Here is a 16,766-nt window from a genome sequence, read left to right on the forward strand (position 1 = left end):
AAAACGGCACCCTTCCTAAAAATATTCATCTAAATACTTGCATAAGTAAGAAATATCTCTTATCTTTGCACCGTGTTTTTCATAGTATTAGATTTTAGGTTAATATTAAGATTGAAGGTTGTCGTGAGACAGCCTTTTTCTTTTTTATAGTAGTGGTATGATAAGTGAGGGGATTTACAATGACTATGGAAGCTATCTAAGAAGTGTTTTTCCTGATTTTAAGGTGCAAAAGCTTTCGGTGAATGTAGGCTTGACTTGCCCCAATCGTGATGGCACAAAGGGTAGGGGAGGCTGTACCTATTGTATTAATAGCTCTTTCAGCCCTAGCTATGTGGGTAAAGGGGGTGTAGCTGAGCAGTTGGAGGCTGGAAAACATTTTTTCGGACGTAAGTACCCTAATATGAAATACCTTGCTTACTTCCAATCTTACACCAATACCTATTCTTCTTTGGATCACCTTGTGGCTCTATATGAGGAGGCCTTGGCTTCCCCTGATGTGGTAGGTCTTGTAGTGGCAACGCGACCCGACTGCGTTGATGAGGAGGTGTTAGATTGTCTTGCTGAAGTAAATCAGCGGACATTTGTGGCAATTGAATATGGGGTGGAGAGTACACTCGATAAGACGCTTGAAAGCGTCCATCGTGGTCATACATTTGCGGAGGCTGAAAAGGCGATTCATGATACTGCTACACGGGGTATTACAGTAGGGGCACACCTTATTATAGGATTACCTGGTGAGGCTTATTCCGACTTTGAGTTGCACATTGATCGCCTCGCCTCTCTCCCCATCACTACGCTTAAGATGCACCAGTTACAGATCCTCAAGGGGACGATTATGGCTCATCAATATAGGAGTAATCCTGAGACATTTAGACTTTTCACACCCGAGGAGTATGTAGATGTGATTTGTAGACTACTACGGAGACTGCCAAGAAGGATATATCTTGATCGCTTCGTTTCCCAATCCCCTCCTGAGCTATTGATTGCTCCTAAGTGGGGGTGGAAAAACTACCAATTTGTACACCTTATAGAACGAAGAATGCGTGAAAATGGGTGGCAACAAGGCGACCTTTTCCTTTAGTAGTTGGAGGCGAGCATTTCATCAACGAGGACGAGACTGGTCATCGCTTCAATGATGGGAAGAACGCGGGGAAATACGGAGGCGTCGTGGCGCCCATTAATCGTGATTTCTGTCGGTTCGCCCGAGGCAGTGACGGTCTGCTGTGGTAGTGCAATGGAAGGGATCGGTTTGAAGGCAGCTCGGAAGTGGAGCTGAGCTCCTGTGGAGATACCGCCCAAGACGCCGCCAGAGTGGTTGGAGGTCATCTTGATTGATCCCTTCTCTGAGGTGAATGAATCATTGGCCTGTGATCCTCTCATAGCTGCCAATTCAAAACCATCTCCCATCTCAAAACCTTTGCAGGCATTGATGCCGAGCATTGCCTCTGCTAGTCGGGCATCGAGTTTGCTGTAGAGAGGGCTCCCCCAACCGGCAGTTACCCCCTCTACCACTACGGTAGCGATTCCGCCAAGGGTATCTCCCTCTTGTCTCACCTTTGTGAGGAGTTGGTACATCTCTTGATCCACTTGAGGGTCTGGACAGCCCACTATACCTAGCTCCTCCCATTGATATTGGTAGTGAGTTGGGAGTTTGATTTCCCCTATCTGCGAGGTAAAGGCCCTAAGCCTTACTCCCCGATCGCGAAGCAATTGGTAGGCGATCGCACCTGCTACTACACGCACCACCGACTCTCTGGCACTTGCCCTTCCGCCTCCTCTGTGGTCACGGATACCATATTTCATCTGATAGGTAAAATCGGCATGCGAGGGACGATATACCTCTTTGAGAGCATCATAGTCGCCACTTCTTTTCTGTTGGTTGGGCAGAAGAAACGCAATGGGTGTGCCTGTTGTTTTTCCCTCCATTAAGCCTGAGATAAACTCTGGCTGATCGGCTTCTGTGCGCGGGGTGCTGACCCCTGCCAAACCTTTGCGACGTTGTAGCGCCTCTTGAATCAAAGAGCAGTCTAGCTCCAACCCAGCGGGGCAACCATCGATCACTCCACCCACATAAGGACCATGCGACTCGCCAAATGTAGTGAGCCTAAAGTATCTACCAAATGTATTCATCACCCATAAAATGTATAAGCCAATAAAATCGCTGTCACCGCTCCCACTGCATCGGCAATGAGCGAGACGCCAAGTGTGTAGCGGGTTTTGGTGATGGCTACACTACCATAGTAGAGTGCCAGCACGTAGAAAGTGGTATCGGTGGTGCCCTGAACAATACAGACTAGGCGACCGACAAAGGAATCGGCTCCAAAGGTGGACATGGCATCAATCATCAATCCTCTCGCCCCACTTCCGCTGAGAGGTTTCATCAGAATCGTTGGCAGTGCATCTACCCACGTGGTATCTACTCCTATGGCTCCAAATAGCGAGGCGACCCCCATGGTGAGCCAGTCCATGGCACCACTGGCTCTAAATAGCGCCACTGCTACTAGGATGGCGACGATGTAGGGAATGATGGTCACCGCCGTCTGGAATCCCCCTTTTGCCCCCTTGATAAAATCTTCGTACACATTTCGCTTGGCGAGGAGGCCACTGCCTATAAATAATGCCACGGCACCCAGCAACACCACATGGCTGATGGCGGTAGAGTAGGTGGTGAGGAGCTCTTTATCGGCCCCTTTGACCATAAACGAAAGGGCCACGACCAACGCCACAAATAGACCTGCTGGAAGTAAGAAGGGCCACTTGAGGAGGTTGATCCTCTGCTTCCACGATACCAGCAATACCGCCGTAAGGGTGCTTGCACCCGTTGCTATGAGAATGGGTAGAAAGATATCGGCCGGCGACGCACTCCCCAGTTGGTGTCGGAACATGATGATGGTGATGGGGATGAGGGTGAGCCCACTCGCATTGATGGTGAGGAACATGATCATCGCATCGGAGGCGGTATCCTTTTTGGGATTGAGGGTCTGTAGCTCCTTCATCGTCTGCAGTCCCAATGGGGTAGCTGCATTGTCGAGTCCCAGTAGGTTGGCACTGAAGTTCATCAGCATCGTGCCTAGCACGGGTGCCCCTTTCGGTAGGGTAGGGAAGATGACTTGAAAGAAAGGAGCGGTCCACTTCGCAAAACGTGCGATGAGACCGCTCTTTTCGGCCACACGAAGTAGCCCTTGCCAGAGTGTCAGGATCCCTGCTAACCCTAATGATATATTAAAAGCGGTGGTGGCAGTATCAAAGAGTGCCTGCACCATCTCACTAAATAGGGTGGCATCACGTGAGGTGATTACCCGTACTACCCCTACGAGTATCCCTACCAGGAAGAATGCCACCCATATATAGTTGAGGAGCATAGGACGCTACACCATCTTCACGAGGAAAAAGTTCTTCTTGCCCCTCTGTATCAGCATATACTTGTCGTTCAGAAGGTCGGCAGAGGTGGGTTGGTACTGGAAGTCAGTCACCTTCTCGCCATTGAGGCTTACCCCGCCACTTTGAATCAGTTTGCGTAGCTCGCTATTGCTATTGAAAAACTTGCACTCGCCCACTAAGAGGTCCATGAGGCCGATAGAGGCTGATAGCTTGTCCTTGGAAACCTCTGCCATTGGCACGCCTTCAAACACGCTGAGGAAGGTCTCTTCGTTGAGCTTATGGAGTGTCTCTACACTGGAGCGACCAAATAGAATTTCTGAAGCTTGCACAGCTAGGTCGTACTCCTCACGAGAGTGTACCATCACTGTGATCTCCTCTGCTAGCTTTGACTGTAGGATTCGCTTGTGAGGTGCCTCACGGTGCTCTGCCTCTAATGCCTCGATCTCTTCACGGCTGAGACTGGTAAAGATGCGGATGAAGCGACCAGCATCTTCGTCGGAGACATTCATCCAAAACTGGTAGAACTTGTAAGGTGAGGTGTAACGTGGATCGAGCCACACATTGCCACTCTCAGTCTTGCCAAACTTGGTGCCATCGGCCTTGGTGATAAGTGGGCAGGTGACGGCGTAGGCTTGACCTCCTAGGCGACGCCTGATCAATTCTACTCCTGTGGTGATATTGCCCCACTGGTCGGAACCACCCAACTGTACACGGCACCCTTGGTGCTCGTAGAGGTATTGGTAGTCGTAGGCTTGAAGCAACTGGTATGAAAACTCGGTGAAGGAAAGGCCTGAACCACCTTCGCCTGCTACCCGCTTCTTCACGGAGTCTTTTGCCATCATATAATTGACGGTGATGTGCTTGCCGACGTCGCGGATGAAGCTGAGGAAGGAGTAGTCTTTCATCCAATCGTAGTTGTTCACCAATACTGCCGCATTGGGGGCATCGCTTTCAAAGTCCAAAAACTTGGAGAGCTGTTTCTTAATGCACTCCTGATTGTGGCGAAGGGTCTCCTCGTCCAAAAGCTGGCGCTCGGCCGACTTGAGGGAGGGGTCGCCAATCATACCAGTAGCTCCACCCACTAGGGCAATGGGTCGGTGACCGGCCTGCTGAAAGTGGCGTAGCATCATCACTCCTACCAAGTGACCAATGTGGAGCGAATCGGCGGTGGGGTCGATGCCTACATAACCCGAGGCCGGTCCCTTCAGAAGCTCTTCTTCGGTCCCTGGCATCATGTTGTGAATCATCCCTCTCCACTCTAATTCCTTAATAAAGTTCATCGCTAATACCTTTATATAATGTATGGAAAAATCAATCGGTTACAAAGCTACCAAATTAATGGCAGATAAGTGAGTGACAACGTAAAGTAAAATGAAAAAAGAGGTGCTTTTGGGGTGTCTTATCGGACAAGTCGGACAAGTCGGAGCACCCTCCTGGATGCTCTCTTCTATGAGAATGGCACTTCGTGCAATTTTCTGCATTTGTAAGAAGTTGATATTCAATACTATATAAAAGCAAAAACTGAGTTGCAACTAAGCGATCGGCGAGTTGCAACTAAGCAAATGCCGAGATGCAACAAAGCAAATGCTTAGTTGCATAAACTTTTGACCACTTGAGACTGTGGCTTTTTTAGGCTCCTTTTTGGTGGGGGGGGCTTATCGGACAAGTTGGACAAGTCGGACGGATCGGACGAGTCGGACTGTGGTTTCCTGAAAAAGGTTGTTAGGCCCTGGCTCCGCTCGGCAGGGGGTTCTGTAGAGAGTGATATTTTTTGTAGCTTTGCAGTAAGGGAGGGAGTGAGGAATATTGACTATTTAGAGAATAAGTTTTGGGTGGTGGCATGAAGGTAGCACTTATTACAGGAATTACGGGTCAGGATGGTTCGTATCTTGCTGAGTTTTTACTTGGTAAGGGGTATGAGGTGCATGGTGTGATGCGTCGGAGTAGTTCGTTCAATACAGGTCGTATTGAGCATCTTTACCTAGATGAGTGGATCAGGGATATGCACGAGGGGCGGTCACTGCACCTTCACTATGGTGATATGACCGACTCTAGTTCGCTTCTACGTATTCTGCAGGAGGTGAAGCCAGATGAAGTGTACAACTTAGCAGCACAGAGCCATGTGAAGGTCTCCTTTGAGGTGCCTGAGTACACCGCTGAGACGGTGGCTCTTGGGACGTTGAGACTTTTGGAAGCGGTTAGGATCCTTGGAATGGGAGATAAAGTGCGGATTTACCAAGCCAGTACCTCGGAACTTTTTGGGAAAGTGGTGGAGAGTCCACAGAACGAACTGACCCCCTTTCGACCCTCTTCGCCCTATGCGGTGGCGAAGCAGTATGCCTATTGGATTTGCCATAACTATCGAGAAAGCTATGGAATGTACGTGGCGAATGGGATCCTCTTTAATCACGAGAGTGAGCGGAGGGGAGAGACCTTTGTGACGCGTAAGATCACCTTGGCGGCGGCGAGGATCGCGGCTGGAGTACAGGATAAGCTCTATTTGGGTAACCTTAGTGCCCTTCGTGACTGGGGCTATGCCAAGGATTATGTGGAGTGTATGTGGCTGATGCTACAGCAGGAGTCTCCTCGGGACTTTGTGATTGCGACAGGGGAGCAGCACTCAGTGCGGGAGTTTGCAACACTTGCCTTTGCCTTTGCTGGTATTGAGCTCGAGTGGGAGGGGAGTGGCTTGGAGGAGAAGGGTGTGGACCGTAAGAGTGGTCGGGTATTGGTGGAGGTGGACCCTCGTTTCTTTAGGCCATCGGAGGTGGAGACGCTTTTGGGAGACCCTGCAAAAGCACGTAAGGAGCTGGGTTGGAATCCGAGGGCAACCTCTTTTGAGAAGTTGGTGCAGAAGATGGTGGAGCATGATGTGGCTCTGGTACAGAGTAGTGGTGGTGTAGTGCGCTAACAGGGGGTGTGTAGGGTGATGAATAAGGATAGTAAGATATATGTGGCTGGGCATCGGGGGTTGGTGGGCTCGGCAATTTGGAACAATCTAAAAGCACGTGGGTACCATAACCTTGTGGGACGGACGCATCGGGAACTGGACCTTTTGGATCCCGTGGCTACTCGTCGGTTTATGGAGCAAGAGCAACCGGAAGGGGTTATCCTAGCGGCTGCTAAGGTGGGTGGTATTGTGGCTAATCAGCGGTATCGGGCCGACTTCATCTATGAGAATCTGCAGATTCAGCAGAATGTGATAGGGGAGAGTTGGCGGTGTGGGGTGCAGCGGTTGCTCTTTTTGGGCAGTAGCTGTATCTATCCTCGTGATGCGGCTCAGCCTATTCGGGAGGAGGCCTTGCTGACAGGGCCTTTGGAGTACACCAACGAACCGTATGCTTTGGCTAAGATTGCGGGGCTTAGACTTTGTGAGAGCCTCAATCTACAGTATGGCACCAATTATATTGCGGTGATGCCGACCAATCTTTATGGTCCGAATGACAACTTTGACTTGGTGAATAGCCATGTGCTTCCTGCGATGATTCGGAAGATTCACTTGGCAAAGCTCTTGGGTATTGGTGACTTGGGCGGCGTGAAGAGGGACTTGGTACGACGCCCTGTGGAGGGGGTTGTGGAGCCTGAGGAGTTGGCGAAGATGGGGATTTACCCTAATGAGGTAAGACTCTGGGGAAGTGGGAAGCCACTGAGGGAGTTCCTCTGGAGTGAGGATATGGCGGATGCATCGGTGCACCTATTTCTGAATACCGACGTTGCCGACCTCTACCCTAAGGGAATGGAAGAAGTACGTAATTGCCATATCAATATCGGGACAGGCAAGGAGATTAGTATCAAGGAGCTGGCTCAATTGATTGCGCGGGTGGAGGGGTATGATGGGGTGATCTCGTGGGATAGCACGAGGCCAGATGGCACTCCACGGAAGCTCTGTGATGTATCGCGACTGCATGCCCTTGGATGGAGGCATCGCGTGGAGCTAGAGGAGGGAGTGGAGCGATTGTATCAATGGTATTTGGAGAATTAGAGAGTGATTAAGAATATATTATTTGACTTTGGAGGGGTATTTGTACGACTGAATAGAGAGGAGTCGGTAAGGCGTTTTGAGACTTTAGGAGTACATGATGCAGATGGTCTACTAGATCCTTACCAGCAACAAGGTCTTTTCTTGAAGCTGGAGGAGGGACAATATGATAAGGCGGAATTTACTGAAGCATTGAACGGAGCTTATTCTCTTGCCCTTAGTGAAGAGCAGGTAGGATGGGCTTTGATGGGGTTCCTTGCCGAAGTGCAGCAGTATAAATTTCGCTACATACGCGAAGAGCTACCGAAGGAGTTGCGGTTGCTAGGCATCAGTAATATCAATCCATTTATCTGGGAGTATGCTCGGTCGGGTGAGATGATTGATGGTGGCTACTCGGTGGATGACTTTTTTGAGAAGGTCTATCCCTCCTATGAGTTTGGGGTGTGTAAGCCTGATAGGAGGTTTTTTGATCTGATTGTGAAGGAATCGGGTATCCGCCCTGAGGAGACACTTTTTATTGATGATGGTCCTGCTAATACGGAGGTGGCGAGGAAGTTGGGCTTTGTCACCTTCTGCCCTGAGAATGGTGAGGATTGGCGACCTATTTTGGATAAGATGCTGGGGTGATGGAGGAGCTGGTCTCTAGTTATCGAACTCTTATAAGCCGTTCGGAGGCTATTTACACGGAGCAGAGGAGTAAGTTTATTGCCTTTGCAATACCAGTGGAGTCGGAGGAGGCGGCTATGGAAGAGATTCAGGAGTTGCGGAAGCGATATTATGATGCTCGGCATGTCTGCTGGGCGTACCGCATCGGGAAGGGGGAGCCTATAGAGCGACAAAATGATGATGGTGAGCCGAGTAGTACCGCAGGGAAGCCGATATTGGGTCAGATGCTTAGCTATCAGCTTACCGACCTATTGATTGTAGTAGTGCGGTATTTTGGCGGAGTGAAACTGGGTACTGGTGGATTGATTGTGGCCTATCGCACTGCAGCGGAGGAGGCGATCAAGAATAGTGAAATTGTGGAGGTGACCCTTTATAGTCACTATCGGCTTACTTTCCCTTTTGACCTTATCAATCCTGTAATGATGCTCTTGAGGCAATATGAGGCGGAAACGGTGCTGAGTGATGCGGATACGGAGGGGCATATATGGGAAATAAAGGTGCCTAATAGTAGGGCGAGGGAGTTTGAAGAGGGAGCGAGTGCCATTTATCAGCTACAAATAAAGGAGGTAGCGAACTAATGGGGGTGCACCTTTGTTGTATGTGTGGGGAGGGGTAGTGATGATTGTAATGTAAAACTATAGAATAACATTGATTAACTAACTTATGAAGACAGACATCGAAATCGCAAGAGAAGCGAAACTGAAGAAGATTGACCTAATTGCTGAGGAAGCCGGTATCCCAGAGGATCGACTGTCCCCCTATGGAAAGTATATGGCTAAGGTGGATAGCACTCTCCTTGAGGAAAAGCACAATGAGGGTAACCTGATTCTTGTAACAGCTATTACTCCAACCAAAGCGGGTATCGGTAAGACAACAGTATCTATTGGACTAGCACTTGGACTTAACAAGATAGGAAAGAAGGCTTTTGTAGCATTGAGAGAGCCATCACTCGGACCAGTATTTGGTATGAAGGGTGGTGCTGCTGGAGGTGGATATGCACAGGTATTACCTATGGATCAGATCAATCTCCACTTTACTGGTGACTTCCATGCCATTACTTCGGCGAATAATACGCTTGCCGCACTTGTGGATAACTATGCTTATCAGAATAGAAATAAGCCTGAGGGCCTCAGTAGCATCGTTTGGAAGCGTGTGCTTGATGTGAACGATCGTAATCTACGTAATGTGATTACTGGTCTTGGTGGGGTTGGTAATGGTGTGCCTCGTGAGACGGGATTTGATATTACTCCAGCTTCGGAGATTATGGCAATCCTTTGTCTGGCTACAGATATTAAGGACCTCCGCAGAAGACTTGATAATATCCTTGTGGGTTATCTAAAGGATGGTTCGCCATTTAGAGTAAAGGACCTTGGTTGCGGTGGTGCACTTACTATCCTTCTGCAGGATGCTATTAACCCTAACTTGGTGCAAACAACGGAGAATACTCCTGCCTTTATCCATGGTGGTCCATTTGCTAATATTGCACACGGCTGTAACTCGGTAATGGCTACTAAGATGGCCTTGAAGTATGGCGAATATGCTATCACGGAGGCTGGCTTCGGTGCCGACCTAGGTGGTGAGAAGTTCTTTGATATTAAGTGTCGTCACGCTAAGCTACAACCAAAGGCAAGTGTGCTGGTAGCTACTGCTCAGGCATTGAAGCTACATGGTGGTGCCGATGAGAAGAACCTTAAGGCTGAAGACCTTGAGTCGCTGAAGAAGGGCTTTGGCAATATGGATCGCCATGTGGAGAACCTCCGTAAGTTTGGGCAGAGTGTAGTGGTTTGTATCAACCGCTTCCCCACTGATACGGATAACGAGATTGCCCTGATTAGAGAGCACTGTGAGCAGAACAACCTACCATTTGCAGTGAATACTGCGTTTGGCGAAGGTGGTGAGGGTGCCGTAGAGCTTGCAAAGGTGGTGGTAGATACCATTGACAATAACCCTTCTAAGCCTCTACAATTCTTGTACGACAATGAGATGTCTATCAAGGAGAAGGTAGATGCGATCACCAAGAATATCTACAGAGCATCGCACGTCAATTATGAGACGAAGGCGATGAAGGCGATCAAGAAGCTCGAGGAGCAGGGATTTGATAAGTTCCCAGTATGTATTGCCAAGACTCAATACTCATTTACCGATGATGCTAAACGCTTCGGTGCTCCTGATAACTTTGAGCTCAACGTACAGGACGTGGTGGTGAATACTGGTGCTGAGCTGGTAGTGGTGATTATGGGTAGCATCATGCGTATGCCTGGTCTGCCTAAGGAGCCAGCTGCTATGAAGATGGATTTGGTGGATGGTGTGATCCACGGCCTTAGCTAATGCCTTGTACTGACCAAGAAATGAGGTCGGCAGTAGAGCAACTCCTCGAAGAGTTTCGCTCTTCTGCCGACCTATCTTATAAGTCTTTCAATACCAAGCTAAAGGTTTCTTGCTATCCAGATAGCATACTGGGAATACGGATGCCAGTGGTACGACGAATAGCCCATAAACTTTCCAAGTATCTAACTTCCGATGGTGCTATTACACTTCTATACCCTCTTGCTGAAAGGTGGTATGAGTACAAACTGTTATTAGGACTGGTATTAAAGGAGGTGACGCAAGAGGATGAAGTCGGAAAAACTATCCCAGTGCTTTATTCGCTATGCGACGGATGGGCTGTATCAGACCTATACCAAGAGGTGCTTGGTTATTTCGCTCAATTGGGGCATCTTGAGGAGGTGCTATTGTCCACAAAAGAGTTTAGTTCAAATACGAATGAATTTGCACGTAGGCTCTCCATCGTTGCTTACTTTCCACTGCTGCGACAAGAGCTGGTCAGTGTCGAGCAAGTGCTACAGCATATTGCCCTGCTAGAATATGATGCTGCCTACTATGTGGAGATGGCTAATGCGTGGTTGCTTGCCGAAATCAAGCTGACCCACCCAGAGGTCTCGCCTGTCATTTCTAACGTTTCACTTAAAAAGCGATATCACCAGAAGCTACGTGAGTCGCTTCGCCACCATAAATGAGAGTAGGTCTCGTGTTACATTCTTGAAAAAGTGGTACCTTTGGCGATGGTTTTGGTAGCAGTATTTGAGGATGAGTAATTGGTCTAAAGGGGGGTGGCTCTTTCGGAGCTTTTTAGTCTGTTTGCTGGCAATTGGATTGGCCTACTTGATCTCTTTCGCTTTGAATAGGGTGAATGGAGAGGTTAAGGTGTTTAATCCATTGGGCGATTTGTTTTCTAAGTCGAAGGGGGCAGAAGAAGCCATCGGCTCAAATGCGGATATTGACTTGTCTATTCCTAGTCCGGATAGTGAAGATCATTTTGATGAGACTTCCTATATGAGTGATTCTATTCCTTCGCCTAACGATAGTGAAGAGATAAGCCCTTTGGTAGAGGAGCCAGGTGATAGTCTTTCTATACTGGTGGATTACACTCCAAATCGTGATGGTATTACTCGCCTGCGCAAGTGGCTTGAGGATTCTGGGACTACTCCTTTACACATTGCTTTCTTTTCCGATTCTTTTACTGAGGGCGATATATTGGTAGCCGACCTTCGGCGTATGCTCCAGCAGAAGTACGGCGGAAAGGGGGTGGGGTACCTTCCTTTGACCTCTCCTACGGCACGTTTCCGGACCTCAATTAAGCATCGCTTTAGTGGACAATGGAAAGCTCATACTCTATTGGAGAAGGGGGTGTATACTGCATCAGGTCAGTATGACCACCTCTCAGGCAATGGGGAAGTAACTTTTAAGATGCGTTCTCCAGTAGATCGGGTTGCATTGCTTTACCAAAACAAATCGGCCTCAGTGTTGACTACCACTATTAATGATACCATCGTCTCTTCACATGATTTGAGTGCTACAGCTGATGGTGCTTTAGCTCTATGGGAAGAACGAGGGCAAAATATCTCTTCTCTCAAGCTCAGTGTGCAGAGCGATGATATAGATATTCACGGCATTTACTTGGATGGAGCTTCGGGAGTCTCTGTAGATAATATGAGTCGAAGAGGTGCTTCTGGAGGTGAGCTGATTCGCCTGAATGATGCTCTCTGCAGTGAGATGAGCGGGGTGAGGGATTACCGATTCATTATTCTTTCGTTTGGGCTAAATGCACTTTCTACCGAGGAAAATGGCGATGATTACTACTGGTATTATAGGAAGATGAAGAAGAGTCTGGAGCATATCAAGGCACTCTATCCTGATGCAGTTGTGTTATTGCTTTCCGTTTCGGATAGAGCAACTATTGAAGAGGGTAATGTCACCACGCTTAAGGGGGTCTATAAAGTGCGTGCAATTCAAAAGAAGTTGGCTAAAGAGGAGGGTTGCTTGTACTGGGATACCTACAAGGTAATACAGGTACTTGGCGGTGTGAAGATTTTAGTAGAGAAAGGGTGGATGGCGAAGGATTATACCCATCTCAGTGGAGCTGGTGGAAGACAACTCGCCAAGCGTCTTTATCTTTCGTTGGTGGAGGAGTAGAAGAAGATGAGAATTAGTAGATTTCATATGGCTTTTCTGCTGTTGTTGCTTCTCTTTTGTCCAAATGTTGCAGCCCAAAAGCCCTCTAAGCTTGATCTTTTGAAGGTGGAGCTCTGTACCCTACAAGCTCCCGATGGCTATTTGGATGAATTCTGGCAACTCTGTGCTTCGCCTATGAATGATGAGACGACTCCTATTATTCATCTTGGCGATTCGCACGTACAAGGGGGCTACTTTAGTATGCCTATCCGTCAGTTTTTCGATGATTACTTTGGAATTGGTGGCTTAGGGTGGGTAGCACCCTATCGTTTTCTGCGTAGCAATCAGCCCCAACCAGCTAAGATATCAGGCAATAAGAGTGGGTGGTCGGGGAGTTTTATCACATCACGAAAATATGTTGACTCTCCTAGCCCTACAGGCATTACCCTAACGGCAAATGGGGTAAGTGAGGTAGAGATAACAGCAACCGACTACTTTCCGATAAAAAAGGTGGTGGTATTCCGAGACGCCTCCACACCCCCATTGTATATTAAAGGGGATAGCCCATCGCAACGTTTATTAGCTACAGTCGAACAACCAATTGCTGATACGCTGAGGCTGTATCTACCCGCCTCGTCACTGACCCTAGTAGCCCCGAAAGGGGCAAGGTGGTATGGTGCTAGTCTGGAGAATGGCTATCCTGGTCCGCTCCTACATACCATTGGCTATAATGGGGCTTTTTATAGTTCAATGAATCAACGTGGTTTTGTAGATCATTTGGAGCTACTACGTCCTCGACTACTAATCATTTCATTGGGAACAAATGATATGTTAGTTCACAGATTTTCCTCCACACAGTTTGCTAGTAATGTGAGGAGTTTTGTAGGAGCTTTGCAGAGAGCGTTGCCCACTACTGCTATTATTCTTACGTCACCTGTCTCGGCCTATACGTCCAAAAGGGTACGTCGGGGAGTTTACCGCTGGACTCCTTGTCCTTATGCTGCTGAGGTGGCTAAGGTATTGGAGCAAGAGGCCGCTGATCTGGGTTGTGGCTATATTGATGTTTATAGTGCTTTTGGAGGAATAGCTTGCGTGGATGCTCTGCTAGAGGCAGGGATGCTCTCAAAAGATAGAATACACCTGACGAGAGAAGGATATGATGAGTCGGGTAAAGCGATTGCCTATGCACTATTGAGTGATTTTAGGCATTACTTGGAGCGTCAGAGGCCCCTCTTTTACCAAGAAAAATCGAGACGAAAGTAAGTTGTGACTGATTGGAGATCAACATTAGTATCCATATCCTTGTGTAATATATGCTAGACTTGCTAAAATACCAGCCCGAGGCACCGATGCTCTTCAATAGTGGGCTCTTTTTGATTCTCTTTCTCTGCTTTATCCCCATTTACTATGCTCTGAGACATCGGCAGATGGCGAGGATTATCTATGTGGTGCTCTTCTCGCTCTACTTTTATTACAAGAGTAGTGGTGCGTATGCTGCTATTATCATCCTCACCGCTACGGTCGATTTTCTAGTTGGTCGCCGTATCTCTTTGGCTTCGGGTCAAGGCAAAAAGTGGTGGTTGCTGGTTTCCATTGTCTTTAATCTTGGAATGCTTGGCTACTTTAAGTATACCGGCTTTCTGTACAATACTTTTGGTCCCCTTTTCTATAGTATTGGGGAGTGGTTAGGTTGGGTGAGTACTCCATTTGAGCCACATCAGTTTGATATCTTTCTGCCCGTTGGGATCTCCTTCTTCACCTTCCAATCAATGAGCTATGTGATTGATATCTACCGAGGAGAGATCAAGCCGCTTGGTAAGTGGGTGGACTACCTATTTTACGTCTCGTTCTTTCCCCAATTGGTGGCTGGTCCTATCGTGAGGGCGAAAGATTTTATCCCGCAGATATACCGCACTCCAGTGGTAACACGGGAGGAGTTTGGCGAAGGCCTCTATCTGATTCTTTTCGGTTTGCTTAAAAAAGGCGTTATCTCAGATTATATCAGTCTCAACTTTGTGGATAGAGTCTTTGATGCCCCATCGCTCTATACGGGCTTTGAGAATCTGATGGCGGTGTATGGCTACTCTCTCCAAATATATTGTGACTTTTCGGGCTACTCAGATATCGCTATTGGGATAGCACTTTGGTTGGGCTTTAGATTTAACATCAACTTCAACTTCCCCTACCAATCGGCTACTATCACTGAATTTTGGCGACGGTGGCATATTTCGCTCTCCTCGTGGCTTAGAGACTACCTCTATATATCGCTCGGAGGTAATCGGAAGGGCAAGCTACGCACCTATATCAATCTACTGATTACCATGTTGCTTGGAGGGTTGTGGCACGGGGCTAGCCTTAGGTTTATCATATGGGGTGGCTTGCACGGCTTGGCACTTGCTCTGCATAAGTGGTTGCTCTCATTTGTCGGTTTCTTGCGACCTACTGGGGAGGGGATGAATCCTATCGTCCGCTTTTTCTCGGTGTTGCTCACCTTCCACTTTGTTGCCTTTGCCTGGATCTTCTTCCGTATGGAAAATCTGTCGGATGTCTGGGTAATGCTGGATATGATTGCCCATGAGTTCCACCCCGAGGTGGCGGGTCAGTTCATAGCAGGATATAAAGTGGTTTCCATACTTATGGCAATAGGCTTCTTAGTTCACTTTACACCTGGGGCCATTCGTCGCAACATTCAAGGGTTTGTGACACGCCTACCTCTCGTGGGTCAGGCTATGCTATTAGCTATTGTCTTTATCATCCTTGTACAGTTCCGCTCCATAGGTGTACAACCCTTTATCTACTTCCAATTTTAGCGGGTAGTAGGTTTCGGTATTGCGACTCCTGAGTGAGGTGCAAAATAATTGGTAAATTTGCGAGGTAAGTAAAATCATATATTTCTAAGAGTAAGAGATGTTTAATAATCTTTCGGATAGATTGGATAGAGTGATGAAAAACCTCAAGGGTGAGGGCTCTATCACGGAACTAAATATTGCTGATACCATTAAGGAGGTACGGATTGCACTTCTTGAGGCGGACGTTAACTTTGATGTCGCTCGTGACTTTACCAAGAGAGTGAGGGAGAAGGCGATTGGAGAGAAGGTGCTCACTGCTGTGAAGCCAGGTGAGCTGATGGTGAAGATTGTCCATGATGAACTGACCGCTCTGATGGGTGGTGAGACGTCGGAGCTAGTACTTGATGGGAAGCCCAACATCATATTGATGAGTGGTCTGCAGGGGTCAGGTAAGACTACTTTCTCGGGTAAGTTGGCGAAGTATCTACATGATAAGCGTGGTCAGAAACCTCTGTTGGTAGCTGGTGACGTTTACAGACCTGCGGCTATTGAGCAGCTGCGAGTAGTTGGCGAACAGATCAAGGTGCCTGTCTATACTGAAGAGGGTAATAAGAATCCTGTAGAGATTGCTGAGCATGCTGTTGAGAAAGCCAAAAAGGAGGGCTTCACCACAGTGATTATCGATACAGCGGGTCGTTTGGCCGTTGACGAGGTGCTGATGGAGGAGATCTCCAATATCAAGAAGGCGGTGAATCCTACTGAGATTCTATTCGTGGTGGACTCTATGACGGGTCAGGATGCCGTGAATACCGCTAAGGAGTTTAACGACCGTCTTAATTTTGATGGAGTAGTACTTACCAAGCTAGATGGCGATACCCGTGGTGGTGCAGCTCTCTCTATCCGTTCGGTAGTGGAGAAGCCCATTAAGTTTATCGGTACGGGTGAGAAACTTGATGCTCTTGATGTATTCCACCCTAAGCGTATGGCGGATCGTATCCTAGGAATGGGCGACGTGGTATCGCTCGTAGAGAGGATGCAAGACCAGTACGATGAGGAGAAGGCTAAGGAACTTGAGCGAAAGATCAAGAAGAATCAATTTGACTTCAATGACTTCCTTGAGCAGATCAAACAGATTAAAAAGATGGGTAACCTTAAGGACCTATTAGGGATGATCCCTGGGGTAGGTAAGGCGATCCGTGACCTTGATGTGGATGATGATGCTTTTAAGGGAATTGAAGCTATTATCTACTCGATGACCCCCGAGGAGCGGGAGAATCCCAAAATCATTGATGGTAATAGACGTAAGCGTATTGCAGTTGGAAGTGGTGTGGAGGTGGCACAAGTGAATCAGCTACTGAAGCAATTTGAGCAGGCTCGCAAGGTGATGCAACTGATGGGCGGTGCAAAAGGTGGTCGGAGAGGTATGAATATGGGTGCCTTGAAGCGACAAATGGGTGGAAGGTAAGTGCCCTCAACCATTTGTAGACATCGGTTGTTGT

At 48.0% G+C, this 16,766-nt stretch carries 14 protein-coding genes; 11 read left to right on the forward strand and 3 right to left on the reverse strand.

All coding sequences use genetic code 11. The features are described from left to right. The first annotated feature begins 157 nt into the window (after positions 1-157). Entirely contained in the window at positions 158-1,081 is a 924-nt protein-coding gene (locus HMPREF3027_RS05745; RefSeq protein WP_070707595.1) for a tRNA modification radical SAM protein MnmL/YtqA, read from the forward strand. On the opposite strand, the gene aroC is transcribed toward HMPREF3027_RS05745, so the two are convergent. From aroC to tyrS, 3 genes are read right to left on the reverse strand one after another with little or no spacing between them, the layout of a single operon-like run. Further along, entirely contained in the window at positions 1,078-2,130 is a 1,053-nt protein-coding gene (gene aroC, locus HMPREF3027_RS05750; protein WP_070707596.1) for a chorismate synthase, read from the reverse strand. The two genes, HMPREF3027_RS05745 and aroC, sit on opposite strands and share 4 nt — an antisense overlap. Beyond that, entirely contained in the window at positions 2,130-3,362 is a 1,233-nt protein-coding gene (locus HMPREF3027_RS05755; RefSeq protein WP_070707597.1) for a nucleoside recognition domain-containing protein, read from the reverse strand. Before HMPREF3027_RS05755 ends, aroC begins: the two co-directional genes overlap by 1 nt. A gap of 6 nt (positions 3,363-3,368) precedes the next feature. Next, complete coding sequence (tyrS, locus tag HMPREF3027_RS05760; RefSeq protein ID WP_070707598.1) at positions 3,369-4,661, reverse strand: tyrosine--tRNA ligase; 1,293 nt, start codon at positions 4,659-4,661, stop codon at positions 3,369-3,371. 560 nt (positions 4,662-5,221) lie between these two features. Here tyrS and gmd point away from each other — a divergent pair. The 10 genes from gmd (at position 5,222) to ffh (ending at position 16,732) form a co-directional block, all read left to right on the forward strand. Continuing rightward, entirely contained in the window at positions 5,222-6,292 is a 1,071-nt protein-coding gene (gene gmd / locus HMPREF3027_RS05765) for a GDP-mannose 4,6-dehydratase (RefSeq protein ID WP_070707599.1), read from the forward strand. 18 nt (positions 6,293-6,310) lie between these two features. Continuing rightward, positions 6,311-7,363, forward strand: a complete 1,053-nt coding sequence (locus HMPREF3027_RS05770) for a GDP-L-fucose synthase family protein (protein ID WP_070707600.1) — start codon at positions 6,311-6,313, stop codon at positions 7,361-7,363. 3 nt (positions 7,364-7,366) lie between these two features. Further along, complete coding sequence (locus tag HMPREF3027_RS05775) at positions 7,367-7,987, forward strand: HAD family hydrolase (RefSeq protein ID WP_070707601.1); 621 nt, start codon at positions 7,367-7,369, stop codon at positions 7,985-7,987. Then, positions 7,987-8,604 carry an IMPACT family protein gene (locus HMPREF3027_RS05780; protein ID WP_070707602.1) on the forward strand — a complete coding sequence of 206 codons (618 nt, stop codon included), beginning with the start codon at positions 7,987-7,989 and terminating at the stop codon, positions 8,602-8,604. Before HMPREF3027_RS05775 ends, HMPREF3027_RS05780 begins: the two co-directional genes overlap by 1 nt. 85 nt (positions 8,605-8,689) lie before the next feature. Further along, positions 8,690-10,354: a formate--tetrahydrofolate ligase gene (locus tag HMPREF3027_RS05785; RefSeq protein WP_070707603.1), complete on the forward strand. Its 1,665-nt coding sequence runs from the start codon at positions 8,690-8,692 to the stop codon at positions 10,352-10,354. 20 nt (positions 10,355-10,374) lie between these two features. After that, a complete protein-coding gene (locus tag HMPREF3027_RS05790; protein WP_246830542.1) occupies positions 10,375-11,043 on the forward strand; it encodes a DNA alkylation repair protein in 669 nt (222 codons plus the stop codon). Between the two features lie 70 nt (positions 11,044-11,113). Then, the gene (locus HMPREF3027_RS05795) at positions 11,114-12,499 is read left to right on the forward strand and encodes an SGNH/GDSL hydrolase family protein (protein ID WP_070707605.1); all 1,386 of its coding nucleotides are present in this window, start codon (positions 11,114-11,116) and stop codon (positions 12,497-12,499) included. A gap of 6 nt (positions 12,500-12,505) precedes the next feature. Beyond that, positions 12,506-13,741 carry a GDSL-type esterase/lipase family protein gene (locus HMPREF3027_RS05800; protein WP_083317530.1) on the forward strand — a complete coding sequence of 412 codons (1,236 nt, stop codon included), beginning with the start codon at positions 12,506-12,508 and terminating at the stop codon, positions 13,739-13,741. A gap of 50 nt (positions 13,742-13,791) precedes the next feature. Then, positions 13,792-15,288, forward strand: coding sequence for an MBOAT family O-acyltransferase (locus HMPREF3027_RS05805; protein WP_070707606.1), 1,497 nt, complete (start codon positions 13,792-13,794; stop codon positions 15,286-15,288). A 97-nt stretch (positions 15,289-15,385) separates the two neighbouring features. Next, positions 15,386-16,732: a signal recognition particle protein gene (ffh, locus tag HMPREF3027_RS05810; RefSeq protein WP_070707607.1), complete on the forward strand. Its 1,347-nt coding sequence runs from the start codon at positions 15,386-15,388 to the stop codon at positions 16,730-16,732. The last annotated feature ends 34 nt before the right edge of the window (positions 16,733-16,766 follow it).

The sequence above is a fragment of the Porphyromonas sp. HMSC077F02 genome (genome assembly GCF_001815465.1).
Lineage (GTDB): Bacteria > Bacteroidota > Bacteroidia > Bacteroidales > Porphyromonadaceae > Porphyromonas_A > Porphyromonas_A somerae.

Coding starts and splice junctions, on each gene's coding strand:
- HMPREF3027_RS05770 (WP_070707600.1), top strand. CDS start 6,311: ATGAATAAGGATAGTAAGATATATGTGGCTGGGCATCGGGGGTTGGTG.
- gmd (WP_070707599.1), top strand. CDS start 5,222: ATGAAGGTAGCACTTATTACAGGAATTACGGGTCAGGATGGTTCGTAT.
- HMPREF3027_RS05800 (WP_083317530.1), top strand. CDS start 12,506: ATGAGAATTAGTAGATTTCATATGGCTTTTCTGCTGTTGTTGCTTCTC.
- HMPREF3027_RS05755 (WP_070707597.1), bottom strand. CDS start 3,362: ATGCTCCTCAACTATATATGGGTGGCATTCTTCCTGGTAGGGATACTC.
- HMPREF3027_RS05785 (WP_070707603.1), top strand. CDS start 8,690: ATGAAGACAGACATCGAAATCGCAAGAGAAGCGAAACTGAAGAAGATT.
- HMPREF3027_RS05780 (WP_070707602.1), top strand. CDS start 7,987: ATGGAGGAGCTGGTCTCTAGTTATCGAACTCTTATAAGCCGTTCGGAG.
- HMPREF3027_RS05805 (WP_070707606.1), top strand. CDS start 13,792: ATGCTAGACTTGCTAAAATACCAGCCCGAGGCACCGATGCTCTTCAAT.
- HMPREF3027_RS05790 (WP_246830542.1), top strand. CDS start 10,375: ATGAGGTCGGCAGTAGAGCAACTCCTCGAAGAGTTTCGCTCTTCTGCC.
- aroC (WP_070707596.1), bottom strand. CDS start 2,130: ATGAATACATTTGGTAGATACTTTAGGCTCACTACATTTGGCGAGTCG.
- HMPREF3027_RS05745 (WP_070707595.1), top strand. CDS start 158: ATGATAAGTGAGGGGATTTACAATGACTATGGAAGCTATCTAAGAAGT.
- tyrS (WP_070707598.1), bottom strand. CDS start 4,661: ATGAACTTTATTAAGGAATTAGAGTGGAGAGGGATGATTCACAACATG.
- HMPREF3027_RS05795 (WP_070707605.1), top strand. CDS start 11,114: ATGAGTAATTGGTCTAAAGGGGGGTGGCTCTTTCGGAGCTTTTTAGTC.
- ffh (WP_070707607.1), top strand. CDS start 15,386: ATGTTTAATAATCTTTCGGATAGATTGGATAGAGTGATGAAAAACCTC.